The following is a 16780-nucleotide window of genomic DNA, read 5'->3' as shown; positions in this document are numbered from 1 at the left end:
ATGAAGAACCGATTTTTCTTATTATTAACAATTGTTTTATTGACAAATACGCTTTCTGCCCAAGGGTTAAATAATCCAAAAGAAACAAAGAAGACATCTCAAAATTCGACTGAACAAAAATCAGAAATCAATCAAATTGATTCCTTGATGACAACATCCTATGAAAGGGGTTTATTCAATGGAAACGTCCTTGTCGTTAAAAACAATACGATTGTATATCAGAAATCATTTGGATTTACCGATGAAACGAGGCAAACTCCATTAAACAATAAGTCAATATTCAATATTGGCTCTATTGCAAAGGAATTTAATGCTGTTGCCATCATGATTTTAGCTGAACGTGGTCTTCTTAACCTTGATGACAAGGTATCCAAATTTAATTTAGGATTACCAAAATGGGCAGAGAAAGTTTCTATACGTCATCTGATTAATTATGCCAGTGGTATTCCTCCAATTGAACAATTAAAACCCGAAAATGATGCGGAGGCGTGGAATATTTTGAGAAGTAATGATAGTCTCCTCTTTGAACCGGGAACTAGCTACAGATATGATAATGGCAATGTATTTTTGCAAAGAAGAATAATTGAAAAGGTAAGCGGAATGTCTTTCCAGCAATTTGTCATTAAAAATATAGTTAAACCATTGAAAATGACCAATTCGGTATTTGAACCAACATTTGGTTATAAAAACAGAACCTCTTGTTATGATATGGACCATGTGAAATGCCCGGAATTGAAATTTATTAGCGGCTGGCTCTGGATAGACATCCATGATCTGTATAAATGGATTGAAGCGCTGAATTCTAATCGGTTAATATCCAAAGAATCCTTTCATACTCTGTTGAATAATCCATATGCAAAAGATGAAGGTGGATCACTTGGCAGATACTTTGAAAAAGAAGACCTACAAAGACATAATGGGATTTCTTATAAATTTGAATCCATCTTTTTAAACGATTTAAAAAATAATATAACGATAATTCTATTGTCCAATAATCTAAATAAAGTTTGGGATTTAGGGCATATTATTCACAATGTGATGCTAGGAAAAGAATATGAAATTCCTAAAAAATCTGTTTATCAAGCGATAAGAAAGGAGTCTCTCGACAACGTAAATAAGGCGATAGAGACCTACTATTTACTCAAGAAAAATGCTGAAAATGAATATAGTTTTGAGAACCCTGGAGAACTTAATAAGTTAGGATATGAATTATTAAGACTCGGAAAAAACAGTGAATCCATAACAGTATTTAAATTGGCTACCACTGAGTTTCCTAAAGATGCTAATCTTTTCGATAGTTTAGGAGAAGCTTATTTTACAGATAAGCAATACAACTTAGCATTAGAGAGTTATAAAAAAGCAATCAGTCTTGGTGGAACTAACGGTAATGCTGAAAAAATGATCGATAAAATCGAAAAAGAAATAGGGAAGTAAATTTTCAAATCAAATTTAAAACAAAAAATCCCGTTAATACGGGATTTTAATTTCTAGTATTCAAATTTATTTGATCTCTACAGGAACTGAGATTTTATCCCAATCCATTGTGAATCCATTATTGTTTATCTTATACACTAAAGCTTCCTGTGTTGCTGGTAAAGCTTTTGTTTTAACATCAACACGTAAAGCATCTTTAGATTCTTCGTATTTATAAGCGCCCCACTGTTTTGGTTCTTTGTTAAAAATCGCAGTCCAGGTTCCGCTTTCTTTAGGGATTAAGAAAAAACTGTATTTACCTGCAGGCAGCGGTTTACCCTGAACGGTAATATTTTTATCCGTTTCGAAAGTAGTTGCTTCATTGGCCCCCGCACGCCAAACTTTATTATAAGCTTCCAAGCCACCCCAGATTGTACGTCCTTTTACAGAAGGACTGCTATAGGCAATAGTAATGTTTGCATCTTTAATTTTTCCCGTAGCAGTAGCCGGAGGGCTGGCCGGTTTTTTAGTGTCCTGTGCAAATGCATTCATGGAGATTGTCATTGTCGCAACAAGGACCACAGCAGATTTAATGATGGTTTTCATAATATTTTTGTTTATTTGTATGTTTACTCTATTTTGTTTACGAATTTACTGCTTTCGGCTTATAAAACAATAAACCAATTGCCGAAAATATAATTACCGCCGCAGCACCGATTACATTAAGCCAAAGGAAAGAAACGATATCGAATTTATAAACGGCAATAACCGCAATTTCTGATAATATTGCAGCGATAAATACATTGGAACCGCCGATTTTTTTATAGTAAAAGGCGACTAGAAAAATCCCCAATATCGGACCGTAGAAAAGAGACCCCAATACATTAACCGCTTCAATAAGAGACCCCATTTGAGTGGCAAACATGGCAACGCCGATTGAGAAGATCCCCCAGGCCAAAGTATGCAGGCGACTGTACTTTAATTCGGTGGCATCATCAGGAATTTCTTTTTTAAATATCAAATGAACATCTTTTAATGAGCAGGCGGCAAGGGAATTCAGTGCAGCAGAAATTGAACCCCAGCTGGCCAGAAAAATGACAGCAAACAGTAAACCGATCATTCCTACAGGCAAAGTGTTTTTTACGAAATACAGGAAAATATAATTGGTATCCGTTTTCTCGGCATTATAGTTTGAATGATTGATAGCTTCCTCTACCCTGCCGTGAAGAGCTTTTACCTGGGATTGTGTGTTTTTAAAATCCTGAATTGTTTTTTTGAGTTCGGGAGAATGAGTTTCTTTCAGTTTTAAAATTTCTTTCGATTCTGCATTAAATTTTAACTGTAGATCCTGATGTTCTTTTTCAAAAACCGCGGCCTGTTCAGGTTGTGTTTCCTTTAAATGTTGATAAGAGCGTTCGTTAAAATAAATAGGAGCCGGTTTTAGAGAAAAGAAAGCAAAAAGTAAGGCACCGATCAGGAGAATCGCAAATTGCATCGGAATTTTCACCAATCCGTTCAACAGCAAGCCCATTTTTGCATTGGTATTGTCTTTCGCAGTAATATACCTCCCGACCTGACTCTGATCCGTACCGAAATAAGAAAGTGCCAGAAAAAAACCACCAATTAAGCCGCTCCAAATATTGTATTTATCTTTCCAATCGAATTCTGTGGTGATTACATTGAGCTTTCCGGATTTCCCTGCCAGATACAGCGCATCGTTAAAACCAATTCCATTCGGCATATTCTGAATAAGCAGGTAACCTGCAAAAGCCATGGTTCCCAGAATAATGAGAAACTGTAGTTTTTGGGTGTGAGCGATCGCTTTTGCACCGCCAACATAGGTATAAATCAACAGAATACCCCCTGTTAAAACATTCGTTAAGTAAATATTCCAGTTTAAAACGCTTGATAAGATGATACTCGGAGCGTAAATGCTGATTCCTGTTGATAAGCCTCTGGAAAAAAGAAAAAGCAGTGAAGTGAGCACTCTTGTTTTTTTATCAAAACGGTTTTCTAAATATTCATAAGCAGTATAAACATTTAAACGCTGAAAAATCGGAATGAAAGTGATACAGATCACAATCATCGCCAAAGGCAAACCAAAATAATACTGAACGAAACGCATCCCGTCTGTATAAGCCTGGCCCGGTGCCGACAAAAATGTAATGGCACTTGCCTGTGTAGCCATAATCCCTATCAGCACAATGTACCAAGGCATTTTATTATCTGCTTTCAGGTATGATTCGTTGCTTTTTTGGCCACGGCCGATGAATACGCCGTAGACCACCACTGCAACAAGTGTAAAAATGAGAACTGTCCAATCTATATTACTCATGCCCAGGATTTAGTAAACCAATAATAAAATGCGATCTGCAATACTAATGCAACAGCTAATAGTATATACCAGATATTCCAATTTTTAAGTTGCTTGTTCATCAGTTTTTCTGTGCAGATAAAAAGTTAAAAAATAAACGTGTCGCTCCCACATTTCCTGCAGGCAGCTGTCTGAAAAATGCCAGCGGTGTATAAATAAAATTACCCTTCCCGTATTGGGCATATAAAGTTGATCCCTGCTGTGGCTCTTCATCCGTATCGTGCATTTCAAAAAGCGGTTCATACGCGGCATCCCATTGGGTAGGGAAATAGGCGCCACGCTCCTGTACCCAGCCTTTAAAATCATCAGCCGTAATTTTGTTCGGAAAGCTCAGTAATTTATGTGTTGGATTTAAAAACCTAACCGCAGCATTTTCTTCGGTAACCCGTTTATTGGCAATACTGAATTTGTACATTCCCAATTGGTCAACGGTGGTATCCTGGTTCGTGTTATACTGCATCACCAAATTACCTCCGGATTTTACATAAGACCATAAAAAAGGCATCCAGCGGCCCAGTTTTTTCTCTGTATTATTGGCACGAACACCCAATACGATAGCATCGTATTGTGATAGCTTGTTTTGACTAGCATTTCCAGCAGTTTCATCTAATTTGCCATAAAAATCTTCGTCTTTCAAAACATCTACCTGAATCCCTGCAATGCGCAGGAACTCAGGAATAAAATCGCCCGCACCTTCTATATAACCCACTTTTTTAACCTTCGCCTGAATATCACCTTTCATTACGGTTGCCGTTGCAGGCGAAAAATATTGTAAGGAGGGTAAATGCGGGTACTGAATTAATACTTGTTTTTTATTATAAGTGACTCCATCTGCCACAAAATTGGCTTCCAATTGCAAGCGGGATGAATGTATTGCGGCAAGCTTAGTTTTTGGAATAACGTAATCGATGGTCGTATCTTTTCCATTAAGCGAACTTACATCAGCGCCGCCTAATCGCTCTCCGTTATACATCAGATTGAGAATACCTTTAGCATACGGTCTGTTAGAATTAACCTTAACATTTAAACTCAAATGTAGATCTTCATTTTCTTTGACCCAATACAATGGTTGTGTAAATTTCAGTTCCAATGCAGGAACAATGCGCAAGGCTTCTACCACATCACCACGCACAGGATCCAATTTCTTGAAAGATAAGGGAAGTTTAACCTGAAAATCTTCCGAACCTATTTTTAAACCAAGCAACACATTCAGTGGGGATTCTGCCTCTGGCAAACCGACTAAAGTATCATTCGGAACAGAGAAAGTTGCGGCATTCGTGGGAGGTTTTGCCAACCAGTAAGGTTCTGTGAGTGCGGCATCTGCAGGAATCTGAATATCATGCTGAATGGTAATTAAAGAATCTTTTGATAGTTTTCTATTGAAGTTTTCTGATTGATTTAACCATCGTACATTTTCTAAAACCACAGGGTTTGCAGCTCTTGAAATCAGATTTAATCTGAAATTGTAATGATCCCCGGAAACAGCTTCAGCCTGATTGGTTACCACCTCACCCATAAACCCGGCACAGCTTAAAATAATATTGTCAAGAGATTTAATTTTATCCTTTTTCAGGTCTGCATCTTTTAGCGCCATGACCTTTTTTCGCAAAGCAAGCAAAGCAGGCAAGCTGCGGTCTGGATTATTGAAATTGAAAGCGGAAATAATTTCATCTAACGATTGGTCAATATCAGCGTTTCCTTTTGAAGTCCAGGTTTTAGCTACTCCGTCAAAAAGTGTTGTTTTTGCAGGTTCGCCAACAACATGGGTAAAATATTCAGTTCTGATACCGGCTACAGACTGTGTTCCTGCTCCCTGGCTTTTATGTAAACTTCTGCTTAATCCTGCCAATTCACCGTAGCCCATACCCAATTGCGCATCATATTGCCCAACGGTAACTTTCAGTTGATTTTCAGCTGTCGTATTGACCCCACCAAATCGGAAAGTATTCCACAATACACGTTTTGGTTGCCATGTATTAACATATTTTAGTTGATCCGGGAAAGCCGTTTTATCACCTGCCAGCTTAAAAGCTTTTTCCGCCACCACAGCCGAAGCCGCATGCTGTCCATGACCTGCCGCAGCAGTAGGAGGAAAACGACAAATAATAACATCCGGACGGAATTGACGGATGACCCAAACTACATCCGCTGTAATACTCTTTTCATCCCATTGTTTAAAGGTATCGGTCGTATTTTTAGAGAACCCGAAATCAATCGCCCTGGTAAAAAACTGTTGGGCACCGTCTAACTTTCTTGCCTCTAAAAGCTCATGGGTTCTGATTAAACCCAATGCAGCCCCCTGCTCTGTACCTAATAAATTCTGACCACCATCACCTCTGGTTAAAGACAGATAGCCTGTTTCTACATTTTGATCGTTGATTAACCAGGAGAGTAATCCTGTATTTTCATCATCGGGATGAGCCGCAAGGTATAAAACTTTAGGCAGCTGTTTAAGTGTTTTGAGTTCACGGTAAATTTCAGATGATTTTGAAGGTCGAACCTGTTGGGCCGAACAAAAAACCGTATAAAATCCTAGGATAAATACAGTGCTTACTTTTTTGAACATTTAATTTTACTTTGCAGAGCAAATATAAGTAAATCATCTTTCTTTCAACCTTAAAAGAATTAAACTGTGAATTTCACAAAAAAAACTGTTTATTTTTTTTAATTAAACCACAAAAGGCACAAAAGTTCTTATTTTTTTTTAGACACTTTAGTACACTTTAGAAAGTTAAAAAAAATACCGCATAATTAAGTTCATATAAGATGAAAATCTTTGATTTTCAAAAAAACTTACATGTACTTCTTACACACAAAGTATATAACTTAAAAAACTTAAGTGTTTAAAAATCTTTTAACACTTAAGTACACTTAAGAAAGTTTAAAGGAATACCGCACAATTAAGTTCACATAAGATGAAAATCTTTGATTTTCAAAAAAACTTTAGTGTACTTCTTATACACAAAGTATATAACTTAAAATGGCTTAAGTGTTTAAAAATCTTTTGTGACTTTTGTAGTTACGTTTATTTACCCATAAAAATTCTGAGATCTTTTGGAATTATCGGATCAAACCTTATAGGTTTTTAACATGCATGAGCTCTAAAACCTATAAGGTTTAGTCCATAAACTTTTTTATTAAACCACAAAAGGCACAAAAGTTCTTATTTTTAAACACTTTAGTACACTTTAGAAAGTTTAAAGGAATACCGCACAATTAAGTTCACATAAGATGAAAATCTTTGATTTTCAACAAAACTTAGGTGTACTTCTTATACACAAAGTATATAACTTAAAATAGCTTAAGTGTTTAAAAATCTTTTAACACTTTAGTACACTTTAGAAAGTTTAAAGGAATACCGCATAATTAAGTTCACATAAGATGAAAATCTTTGATTTTCAAAAAAACTTACGTGTACTTCTTACACACAAAGTATATAACTTAAAAAACTTAAGTGTTTAAAAATCTTTTGTGACTTTTGTGGTTACGTTTAAACAGATTTTACGTATGAATCTGAGTTTCAAAGAAAATAAAAACTCCTTATGTTTTTCTAATTGTATTCCGTGTAAGATAGATATAATTAAACATACAAAATGTTGCTATCGCCCCGAAAGTATGCCATAAAAAGTGGGTTCCGAAACTCAACCATTCCCATTTATCAACGATACGGAAAGTGAGCGCGAGAGCAAACGACAATAAAGCAAAACCTACCCATTTGCCAGCTTTCCATTGGGTATAAATCAAATAACTTAGTACCGAAAAAAGCACAAATGAAGCCATAATTGCATAATTTACGTTGATAAAAAGAGAAGTCTTATCTACCAAAATCCAATTTCTCAAAGCAAACATGAACATTATATATACGAGAACCATTACAACGGCATAGTACCATCTGATGCTCTGCGCTAAAAAATAAAATCCGGCAGACAAACAGAGCAACATAATGGGCATCCAATCCATCATGATAAATACCGGCCATTGTCTGAATGAATGATAAACAGTTCCCCCTATAGCACCAATATATAATAACACCAGGCAGTAGGTTAAAAAAGGATATGCTTTAAAATCACCCTTTATTTTAAGGGTCCAAAAAATGGCTATGGCTAAAAATAATATAGCAGTTACTGCATTTAATGGCTCGGGGAAAAACTGAGCCATATCTGTTTCTTTATATAACATGCCTCCGTCCGGAGGTAGTGGATTTATTGGCATTGTCTTTTTTTATATTATATTTATATACTTGTTCTAAATATAGAAAAATTATGGTATTAAATGATTGACAAAACGTTATATAATGGACGCTCAAAAAACAGGCACGAAAATTTCGTATTAGACTTTTGGATTACAATATAAACTGAAATATGAGAATTGCAATAATCGGTGCTCACAAAGTCGGTAAAACTACATTGGCAGAAGAACTTCTGGAGAATCTTCCCGGATACACACTTGAAATAGAACCTTATTACCAGATGGAGTCTTCAGGGTATGAATTTTCAGAAGAATCTTATCCAGACGATTTTCTTGAACAATTTAATTATTCAGCCCAACTGGTCTTCAAAAGCGGAGATGATGTCATATTTGATAGATGTGTCATTGATATCTTAGCTTATCTTCATGTTCTTGATTCCGGTCGAAATATCCAGTCTCTCTTTGAAAAAGTTCAAACCATCATCGATGAAATTGATGTTTTTGTTTTTGTCCCTATTGAAGAACCCGATCTGATATCCAACCATCAGATAGAGCTGCCAAAACTCAGGCATAAGGTTAATGAGTTACTTTATGACTGGATTGAGGATCTTGGAATAAAGGTCATTAAAGTAAGCGGAACTTTATCGAACCGAAAAGATCAGGTGCTGACCGGAATTTTATCCTAGGATCTGAGGGGAGTAACTTCTGTAAGGCTTAAAAAAGGTTACAGGTTTGAATCCTGTCGAGGTTAGTTTAAGAGACCATCATTGACAGCTGTTACCCCTTAAAAAAATCAGAGCAGAAATAATCTACTCTGATTGCTATTTGAATAACAAGTATTGAATACTCTTCATCGTCTCTGCTCTCCGAAGTCTCCTGACTTTGGAACAAGTGTAAAGGAAATAATCTTATTTACTAGCTCCAACTTGGGAGACCTTGCGCAACAGAGACAATAAAACACAATATTTGAAAAATGATTATTGACAATCATTTCTCATTGATTCATCGAAGCGCATGGATAAGCATACAGCTTCATCAGCGACAAAGTTGCATCACTTTGCCCACTTACAATAAAGCGGAATTACTCATCAACTTTGCGTTAATCTTTGTAATCAAAAATAATGTAATGATGACGTGTTTTTCTAACGCAAAGCTTTAGCTTCATTATGCCTATTTTTTAGGGAGCTAAGAATAGAATCAACTTCGTTGATTCGTCGAAGCGCATGGAGAAGCATAATGCTTCATCAGCGACAAAGTCGCATCACTTTGCCCACTTACAATAAAGCGGAATCATACATCAACTTTGCGTTAATCTTTGTAATCAAAAATAATGTACTGACAGTGTGTTTTTCTAACGCAAAGCTTTAGCTACATTATGCCTATTTTTTAGGGAGCAAAGAATAAAATCAACGAAGTTGATTCGTCGAAGCGCATGGATAAACATACCGCTTCATCAGCGACGAAGTCGCATCACTTTGCCCACTTACAATAAAGCAGAATTATTCATCAACTTTGCGTTAATCTTTGTAATCAAAAATAATGTACTGATGATGTGTTTTTCTAACGCAAAGCTTTAGCTTCATTATGCATATTTTTTAGGGAGCAAAGAATAAAATCAACGAAGTTGATTCGTCAAAGCGTATGGATAAACATACCGCTTCATCAGCGACGAAGTTGCATCACTTTGCTCACTTATAATAAAGCGGAATTATTCATCAACTTTGCGTTTATCTTTTTAATCAAAGGATAATGTACTGATGACGTGTTTTTCTAACGCAAAGCTTTAACTTCATTATGCATATTTTTTAGGGAGCAAAGAATAAAATCAACGAAGTTGATTCGTCGAAGCGTATGGATAAACATACCGCTTCATCAGCGACGAAGTTGCATCACTTTGCTCACTTACAATAAAGCGGAATTATTCATCAACTTTGCGTTAATCTTTGTAATCAAAAATAATGTAATGATGGCGTGTTTTTCTAACGCAAAGCTTTAGCTTCATTATGCTCAACTTTCTTATCCCGAATGGGTATCCGCCATCTTCTTTTCTCTCCTTCTCTGAAGAATAAGGTGTGCAGCATCCAGCATTTTAACCGTATGAATGTAGGGCATAACGATATTCCTTTCCGGGAGATTCTCATAGACCCCCATTGAAAAATAGACAATTCCCGACATAAAATAATCAAATTCTTTGATACTGTATGCTCTGAATGCTGTTTTGAAAACCAGCAGTGGATTCCGGTATTCCTTCTCCGAAAGCAGGCCAAGAACCCACGGAGAAATCTTTTCCGGCCGGGTGTCAACCGTCCATTTCCTGTCTTTCAGCATGATGAGATATCCTGCCCGAATCAACGACCTCATCGACTGGTAAAACTCAAAGATAACCGCCGGATCTTCATTGATCCAGCTATTCCTCTTTACGGCATAATTCATCATATTGCTGAGCCTTTCTTTGGAAATATCCAACTCATTGAACTGAAAGAAAGTTTCCATCAGCTGCAACCCGGAGCGCTTCTTATCTGCCCGAAACCGGGGATCAAAATCTGTTTTTATCTTTTTCATTGTTTGTATTTTTTTATAAATGTAATAAAAAATTGCAAACATTCGGATTTGAGTCCGAGATTTTTATAAGAATAAGTAATTTATTTGTTTCTATGACAGAAGCAAATAGAAAAATTGTTGAATTTATAAGGGATGAATGGGTTATCCCTATAAACAATAACAGCAAATTTGCAGTAGATCATAATATAGATGAAAAGACCGTCCGAAGAATAAGAGATGATAAAACCTATCAAATTGCTCTTCTTACAATAATGCGAATTTGCCATGCAAGAAATTTGACTCTCGCCAGCTTTTTTAAGATGGTTGGAGTATAGATACGAAAAACAATATAATTGATAAATCCTGACGAGAGTTGGGATTTTCAGTTTTCTGTTATCTATGTTAACTTTTTGAAATTTATATTAGCTACAACTCGTTGTACATTTTCAATAGTCTTGCCCTTTAAGGTAAATTTCAATTCATATCTATCTATATAACTATTAGAACTAACATCTTCATATCTAATTTCTAATATGTATTTACTATTTGTAAAAAAGCGATCGTAACTTTCGCCTTGCTTAATACCAGCCTCCATCCAATTGACTTTAGATAAATCTGTAACAATTTTTTGAGGTAATGCGATATGCAGATAATCATTCAAATTTGCGCATAAATATTCTTCATTTGAGTTTGTTACGGTACCCTCAATAATTGAAATATTAATATTTACAGCTTCATTTTTAAAACATTTAACTTCCAACTTATTATCATACTCCAAATTATCAATCCCGTTCTTTTTAACAATTTTATTTATTGAAATCCTATTAAAATTTGTAACAGAAGGTTGATTATAAGCAATAAATTTTGAGGTTTGTGGAATTAATAAAGGCTTATTGCTTTGAATAAATTGTTCTTGGGTTTTTAATATTTGTGTATATACAAAAAGTAAAGATGACACAGTTCCTATTGCTCCCAAACCTGTAAAAAACTCAATGAAATTTAGATTAAAACACTTACTGAATGCAAAAAATAAAAATGTATAAAGTATAATTACACTTCCAATAAAATAGTAAAGACTATTATTTTTTTTCATAATGCTGTTTCATAAAATTGTTTAACTTAATAAACTTTAATAGTTATTGATATTTATACCAGTTTTGTTTTCTTCCGCATTGGCTCAAAGTTAGGAGACTTTGTGCAACAGACTATTCATATTATTTTGTAATTATTTGATTAACCATTGCTTCAATTCTTTTATTATTTTTAATGTAAATCATTTCAACTAATAATTCTAATATTTCAAAAGCTGTTAGAACGTCATCATTAGTTGTGTCTATGGTATGGCTGCCTTCATTTCCAATAATTTTTAATGCTAGCAAGAGCCTACAAATTTTTGGCTTCTTTTTACTAAAATGTTGAATCCTTTGATGAAGGCTTGAGATTGGCTCTATTTTTCCTCTTCTAGTTTTTCTTTTTATAGGAGCCTTTAAATCATCCAAAATATATTCAATCGTAACCCTAATTTTATTTGCGCAAGAATTATTATCCAAAAAATATAATGAAAATGATTCGTCAATTAATTTTGCTATATTTTTAGGAACCTCATCTGTTAAAGGAAACATCCTCAAATTAGGAAAAAAGAACTTAGGATGATAAATTTTTAATAATGTTTCAACATATTCACCATCTGGTTTTTTATATCCTGTAATTATATCTGTAATTAATAGTCCATTTACCGAAAATATATGTTTACATAAATGATTATTGCAACGCAAAATACCAGAGAAAACATTATCTAATCCATAAGGATAGCCAACTTGTTCATTGTATTTTCCATCTTCTGTCATTTGTTTTAATATTTCGGTGCCTATCAGAACTCCTATGAAACATTTGGGACATGGATAATTATTTGGCTGTTCGAATGTTTTAGATTTCCATAATTCTTTTTTCATATTTAAATTGTTATTGGAAATTTTCCAATTATTTCTAAAAATTCAGAAGTATTTTCTTCTTGTAATAATTTGCTGTCCTGAAAAGAAGAATAATCAATAATATTTATATTACTAAAATTCTCATATTTATCAGCAGAATATTCTTCTCTTTTTAAAGTTGAAGTTAATATAACTTGTTTATCAAGTTTAATAAACTCGGTTATCATTTTTTCTTCTTTACTTGTTGAAAGTTCACCTTCTCTGAAAGAATCTATTATTATTGGAAACTCATGGTTCAAGAGATTATTTAATGCTACTATTTTAGAAAAATAAAACTCCTGTTCTTCACTTCCTGAAAAAGTTTCATTTGCCTTTGTAAATAAACTATTTATCTCTAACGTACCTTTAGGATCAATTGTTTTATACAATCGAGTAATTTCATTAACAATATTTTCAAATGATTTTTTTTGCAAATCTGTATTTATTTCGATTCCTTGATTAATTGCTTTAATTTTATTTTCTACTTCTATTAATTGCAATTTGAGTTGAGATACCAGTTCATCTATTTCATTTGAATCTCTTATTTCATCTTCAAATAAAATATAATTTCTAAGATCAGGGCTAGATGATGTATTTAATATTTTTTTAAGTTCTTTTTGCTCTTTCTCAATTAAAGAATCAAATTCTAATACAATTTCTTCTTTTAATTTTATGTTTTCATCAATTGAAGAAATTATACTATCTCTAACGTATTTATTACTTACGTCAAATTCAAAATCAACATTACTGAATATAATATTTGTGCTGTTACAATCTGCGCACTTGACCTTACCTTCTTTTAAGCTCCTATTTAATGAATTAAGTTCACTTTTTAGATATATAAGTTTAGTTCTTCTATTTTCTTCTCTATTCCGTTGCTTACTTAACTCTGTAATTGAATTATGTATTACGTTAAGTCTCATCTTTATAATTTCAAAATTTTCTGTATTAGCTACAGAGCTTACATAATTTGCAATTTGAGGATTCTTTTTTAAAATTGAAATTTTCTTCTTTTCAATTTTAATTTTATTCTCCAATTCATTTTTTTGTTGTTTTAAATCTGAAATGTTTAGGTCTCCATCCGCAATAACCATCGATATTCCTAAAAAGTAATAAAGCATATTGATAAAATCTACCTTATTATTATTCCCTTTAACAATTATATTAGAGGTATTTCTTTTGTCTTGTCCTAGAAAGAAAATCTCATATAATAAACTTAAATCAACAGTCTTTATTTCTCCATCTTTAGGAATTTTAGGTAATTCAAAAATTTCCTTAGAAAAGAAATATTTAAACTCTGTAATACTATTAAATAAATAAAATTGTTCTCCCTGAGAAACAATGATTGAGTTCCCGTGTCTTAGAAACTCATAATCAATATTTTTGAAACTTATTTTTGAGTAGAAATAGTAACTTTTAAGATTAAAGCCAACAGGCCAAATTGAATCATAACCAATAGAATATACTATACTTTGCATTAACAAGGTTTTACCCTTATTATTATCATCACTAAAGATTATATTTGTTTTATTCTGAAAACGCTTTTCAATGAAAGCTTCAGAACTATTTCCAATTGCAACTTCTTTAATTATCATTCTAAACCTTCTATTATTAAAGCTATTAAATATTTTATTGTTATTTCGTCAAGATATTTATATTTGGGGATATAAGTACTAAAAATTGATGTAAAAATTATATCTATATCAGTCACAGAGTTGCTTTCTAAATAGTTTATAATGGATTCGCAAATCTTCCAAAACTCTTTATTACTAATTTTATTAAAAAAACATCTGGAAAGATTAGAATTACAATTCAAAAGAATATCTTTCATATCCTCCTTATCCAATTTCTTAACTAACTCAAAAAAGTATAAGGGAATACTACTGTATTGAAAAATTTCACAACCAATAATTCTGCATATAAGTAATGTATCAATATCCAATATTTTAAGATGCCTTCTAAAATTAATTACATCCATTATTTCTTTGATACTTTCATTTTCTATATAAGAATTTTTTTTTGAAGATTGTATATCCCTAAGTTCCTTAAATACAGTAAGGTAAAAATCGTCGGTTTTTAAGTTTTTATTTTTGAACTTCGTTATGAATTTAAGATATTCGTGTTCTGTATAATTATCTTCAACAAATAGAACCTGAGATAAAAATGAGTTTATTTTACTGGAATAATCAGTAGTTGTTCCTTTAACTCTCTTTACTTCTTCTTCTAATCCTTTTTTTATTCTATCAAATGTACTTATAACAATATTTGATAAATTATAAGATAATAATCCTTTATCTCTTTTGTAATCATCTTTCAATTTAGGGCAAAAGAAAATCAACTCCTTAAAATTGAAAGATGAAAGATAATTATCAAATAAAGTAAATAAATACTTCCCTATCTTTTTGGGGCTTAAATTAGCTTCATTTTTAGATTGAATATCCCAAATATTCTTAAATCCTTTATCTATTCCGCTTACATCATTAAAACAATCAAATGTAATATATTCAATATGCTTTTTATCTGGGCTTTTGCCTATTAAATATAATAGAGATTTGGTTTCAAAAACCGAAGCCTTTTCATTGTTTATCTCTGTGTTTTTAAAAGTATAGCTCATTATTAGTTTTTAACCACTATCATAAATGAATATTTTATTCACCCATAAGAGATAGTATAAGTTTTCTAAATTAGTAAAAATCTGATATATACAAAAGTTTGTTGTTAATAATACAATATTGATTTACTTTAAATTTAATCTTAACTCAAAACCTTATCCGCTCTGAAAATCTATTGAAATTTAAGTTCCACTTAAGTTTAACACAATAATTAAAAGAATTTAGATATTTATTCCATATTCAGAAATTCTATAGAGATATTCACAGATGATAAAATACTAAGAATTTTTTCAAAAAAATTCCTCAACAACAAATGATATTTTTTTAAACTAACCTCATATTATTATTTTAACTACAAAAATAAAGGAGACGACAATACATTAAATACGGAAAACCGTAAACTTGCTACTCTCAATATCCTGACTTTGCAGCAAGTTTTAAGCAAATAATCTTATTTACCAGCTCAAAGTCGGGAGACTTTGCGCAGCAGAGATGTCCCTGTTTTTACCAGCAATAAAAAACCTCTATCAATTTTGATAAAGGTTTTTTTATTAGAATTTTCAATACTCTTTTTAGTTGAGATGATTAAAACTTCTATCCATATTTTTCACATGGGTTATTTTTACTGATGTTTTAAAAGGCTCATCATATTTCATCTTAATATAATCAATTATTTTATTGTCAACATTATCATCAAACTTTCTGGCAAAAAGATGATTTCCTGTTTGGAGAAAGCTTATATCTGTTTTGGTGAATGTTTTAGGACGTAATTTGATGTCTCCGTCGGGAATCCAGATAATTGCTCTTTTGTCATCATTCACTAAAGTCCCTGTAAATGAAGTATTCATTAAAACGGTTTGAAAGAAAGATTCATCAGCAATTAAGGTATTTAAATAATAGTCTTCAAATTTTTTAACCTCAACATTGCTATTGATAAATTCACAGCAATCTCTCGTCAAAATCATCCATTGCCCTCCGATATAAGGTATGACATCTTTCATGAAGCCTCTCTTATGAGTTTTGTCAGAAATGCAATCTTCCAGTTCTTCAAAATAGTTCTCAATTCTGTTCATCGTTTCAGGTCTTATTTTTTCCTGATTATCAATTTTAATATAACTGTTCCCATTATTTTTCGATAAAAACTCTTTGATGATTTTTTGTGATTTTAACGGATAATCCTGCCCACTTAGGTTTATAAAATAATCCCATTTTGCATCCATGCTCAACAGGTATTTTATACCATCCAACTCAGCCTGAACCATACTGTATCCTCCCCAAATAACATTTTCACTGTTTAGGATATGTACGTTCGGATATTGTTTTAAAAAATCCTTTACATCTTTACCAATTTCCTGATTGGCCTTTTTGTCAATATGAATAAGGTAGAAATTAGTAGAATCGTAGATGGCTTTAAAAAGCTTCTTAAATTGATTCGGTAAGCGATGTACTAAAATTAAGTATGCTATACTAATTGATTTCATTGGAGTTTCACCAATTCTATGTCCGTCGCTTTCGCTTACATAAACACTTTTCATTTTATTTAATTTAAAAATTACTAATGTTTACAACTTATTTCATAAAGTATTAATAGACATTTTTATAAATATACGAAATTTAAACTGTTTTTATTGGAAATAATAAAATAAAAAGATTTTCAACCCATTGAAGCTTTGAATTATGAA

At 32.6% G+C, this 16780-nt stretch carries 12 protein-coding genes; 2 read left to right on the top strand and 10 right to left on the bottom strand.

Annotation, left to right across the window (positions count from 1 at the left end; genetic code table 11):
* A complete protein-coding gene (locus tag DRF57_RS06410) occupies positions 1-1434 on the top strand; it encodes a serine hydrolase domain-containing protein (protein ID WP_115917511.1) in 1434 nt (477 codons plus the stop codon).
* A gap of 66 nt (positions 1435-1500) precedes the next feature.
* Here the strand turns inward: DRF57_RS06410 and DRF57_RS06405 are convergent, their stop codons facing one another.
* From DRF57_RS06405 to DRF57_RS06390, 4 genes are all read right to left on the bottom strand, one after another.
* Positions 1501-2019 (bottom strand): DUF2911 domain-containing protein, encoded by a 519-nt coding sequence (locus DRF57_RS06405; protein WP_115917509.1) that lies wholly within the window; start codon positions 2017-2019, stop codon positions 1501-1503.
* Between the two features lie 37 nt (positions 2020-2056).
* A complete protein-coding gene (locus tag DRF57_RS06400) occupies positions 2057-3748 on the bottom strand; it encodes a sodium:solute symporter (RefSeq protein ID WP_047486265.1) in 1692 nt (563 codons plus the stop codon).
* A gap of 100 nt (positions 3749-3848) precedes the next feature.
* Positions 3849-6353 (bottom strand): PIG-L family deacetylase, encoded by a 2505-nt coding sequence (locus tag DRF57_RS06395; RefSeq protein WP_115917507.1) that lies wholly within the window; start codon positions 6351-6353, stop codon positions 3849-3851.
* A gap of 974 nt (positions 6354-7327) precedes the next feature.
* On the bottom strand, positions 7328-7999 hold the full coding sequence (locus DRF57_RS06390; protein WP_084087444.1) for a hypothetical protein: 672 nt from the start codon (positions 7997-7999) through the stop codon (positions 7328-7330).
* Between the two features lie 149 nt (positions 8000-8148).
* Here DRF57_RS06390 and DRF57_RS06385 point away from each other — a divergent pair, with 149 nt between their 5' ends.
* Positions 8149-8661 (top strand): ATP/GTP-binding protein, encoded by a 513-nt coding sequence (locus DRF57_RS06385; protein ID WP_115917505.1) that lies wholly within the window; start codon positions 8149-8151, stop codon positions 8659-8661.
* 1330 nt (positions 8662-9991) lie between these two features.
* Here the strand turns inward: DRF57_RS06385 and DRF57_RS06380 are convergent.
* The 6 genes from DRF57_RS06380 to DRF57_RS06350 all read right to left on the bottom strand — a co-directional run bounded on the left by DRF57_RS06380 (position 9992) and on the right by DRF57_RS06350 (position 16633).
* Positions 9992-10537 (bottom strand): hypothetical protein, encoded by a 546-nt coding sequence (locus DRF57_RS06380; protein ID WP_115917503.1) that lies wholly within the window; start codon positions 10535-10537, stop codon positions 9992-9994.
* A gap of 376 nt (positions 10538-10913) precedes the next feature.
* Entirely contained in the window at positions 10914-11609 is a 696-nt protein-coding gene (locus tag DRF57_RS06370) for a hypothetical protein (RefSeq protein WP_084087437.1), read from the bottom strand.
* Positions 11610-11730: 121 nt separating this feature from the next.
* On the bottom strand, positions 11731-12468 hold the full coding sequence (locus DRF57_RS06365) for a DUF4145 domain-containing protein (protein WP_084087435.1): 738 nt from the start codon (positions 12466-12468) through the stop codon (positions 11731-11733).
* 2 nt (positions 12469-12470) lie between these two features.
* Positions 12471-14081, bottom strand: a complete 1611-nt coding sequence (locus DRF57_RS06360; RefSeq protein ID WP_084087433.1) for a hypothetical protein — start codon at positions 14079-14081, stop codon at positions 12471-12473.
* Positions 14078-15100 (bottom strand): hypothetical protein, encoded by a 1023-nt coding sequence (locus DRF57_RS06355; RefSeq protein WP_084087431.1) that lies wholly within the window; start codon positions 15098-15100, stop codon positions 14078-14080. Before DRF57_RS06355 ends, DRF57_RS06360 begins: the two co-directional genes overlap by 4 nt.
* A 570-nt stretch (positions 15101-15670) precedes the next feature.
* Positions 15671-16633 carry a beta-1,6-N-acetylglucosaminyltransferase gene (locus DRF57_RS06350; RefSeq protein WP_206607183.1) on the bottom strand — a complete coding sequence of 321 codons (963 nt, stop codon included), beginning with the start codon at positions 16631-16633 and terminating at the stop codon, positions 15671-15673.
* Positions 16634-16780: the final 147 nt, after the last annotated feature.

This window comes from Chryseobacterium rhizosphaerae (assembly GCF_003385455.1).
Taxonomy (GTDB): Bacteria; Bacteroidota; Bacteroidia; order Flavobacteriales; family Weeksellaceae; genus Chryseobacterium; species Chryseobacterium rhizosphaerae.
The sequence above is the reverse complement of the archived record's forward strand: the minus strand, read 5'-3'. Positions and strand labels throughout refer to the sequence as shown.

Coding starts and splice junctions, on each gene's coding strand:
- DRF57_RS06410 (WP_115917511.1), top strand. CDS start 1: ATGAAGAACCGATTTTTCTTATTATTAACAATTGTTTTATTGACAAAT.
- DRF57_RS06405 (WP_115917509.1), bottom strand. CDS start 2,019: ATGAAAACCATCATTAAATCTGCTGTGGTCCTTGTTGCGACAATGACA.
- DRF57_RS06400 (WP_047486265.1), bottom strand. CDS start 3,748: ATGAGTAATATAGATTGGACAGTTCTCATTTTTACACTTGTTGCAGTG.
- DRF57_RS06395 (WP_115917507.1), bottom strand. CDS start 6,353: ATGTTCAAAAAAGTAAGCACTGTATTTATCCTAGGATTTTATACGGTT.
- DRF57_RS06390 (WP_084087444.1), bottom strand. CDS start 7,999: ATGCCAATAAATCCACTACCTCCGGACGGAGGCATGTTATATAAAGAA.
- DRF57_RS06385 (WP_115917505.1), top strand. CDS start 8,149: ATGAGAATTGCAATAATCGGTGCTCACAAAGTCGGTAAAACTACATTG.
- DRF57_RS06380 (WP_115917503.1), bottom strand. CDS start 10,537: ATGAAAAAGATAAAAACAGATTTTGATCCCCGGTTTCGGGCAGATAAG.
- DRF57_RS06370 (WP_084087437.1), bottom strand. CDS start 11,609: ATGAAAAAAAATAATAGTCTTTACTATTTTATTGGAAGTGTAATTATA.
- DRF57_RS06365 (WP_084087435.1), bottom strand. CDS start 12,468: ATGAAAAAAGAATTATGGAAATCTAAAACATTCGAACAGCCAAATAAT.
- DRF57_RS06360 (WP_084087433.1), bottom strand. CDS start 14,081: ATGATAATTAAAGAAGTTGCAATTGGAAATAGTTCTGAAGCTTTCATT.
- DRF57_RS06355 (WP_084087431.1), bottom strand. CDS start 15,100: ATGAGCTATACTTTTAAAAACACAGAGATAAACAATGAAAAGGCTTCG.
- DRF57_RS06350 (WP_206607183.1), bottom strand. CDS start 16,633: ATGAAAAGTGTTTATGTAAGCGAAAGCGACGGACATAGAATTGGTGAA.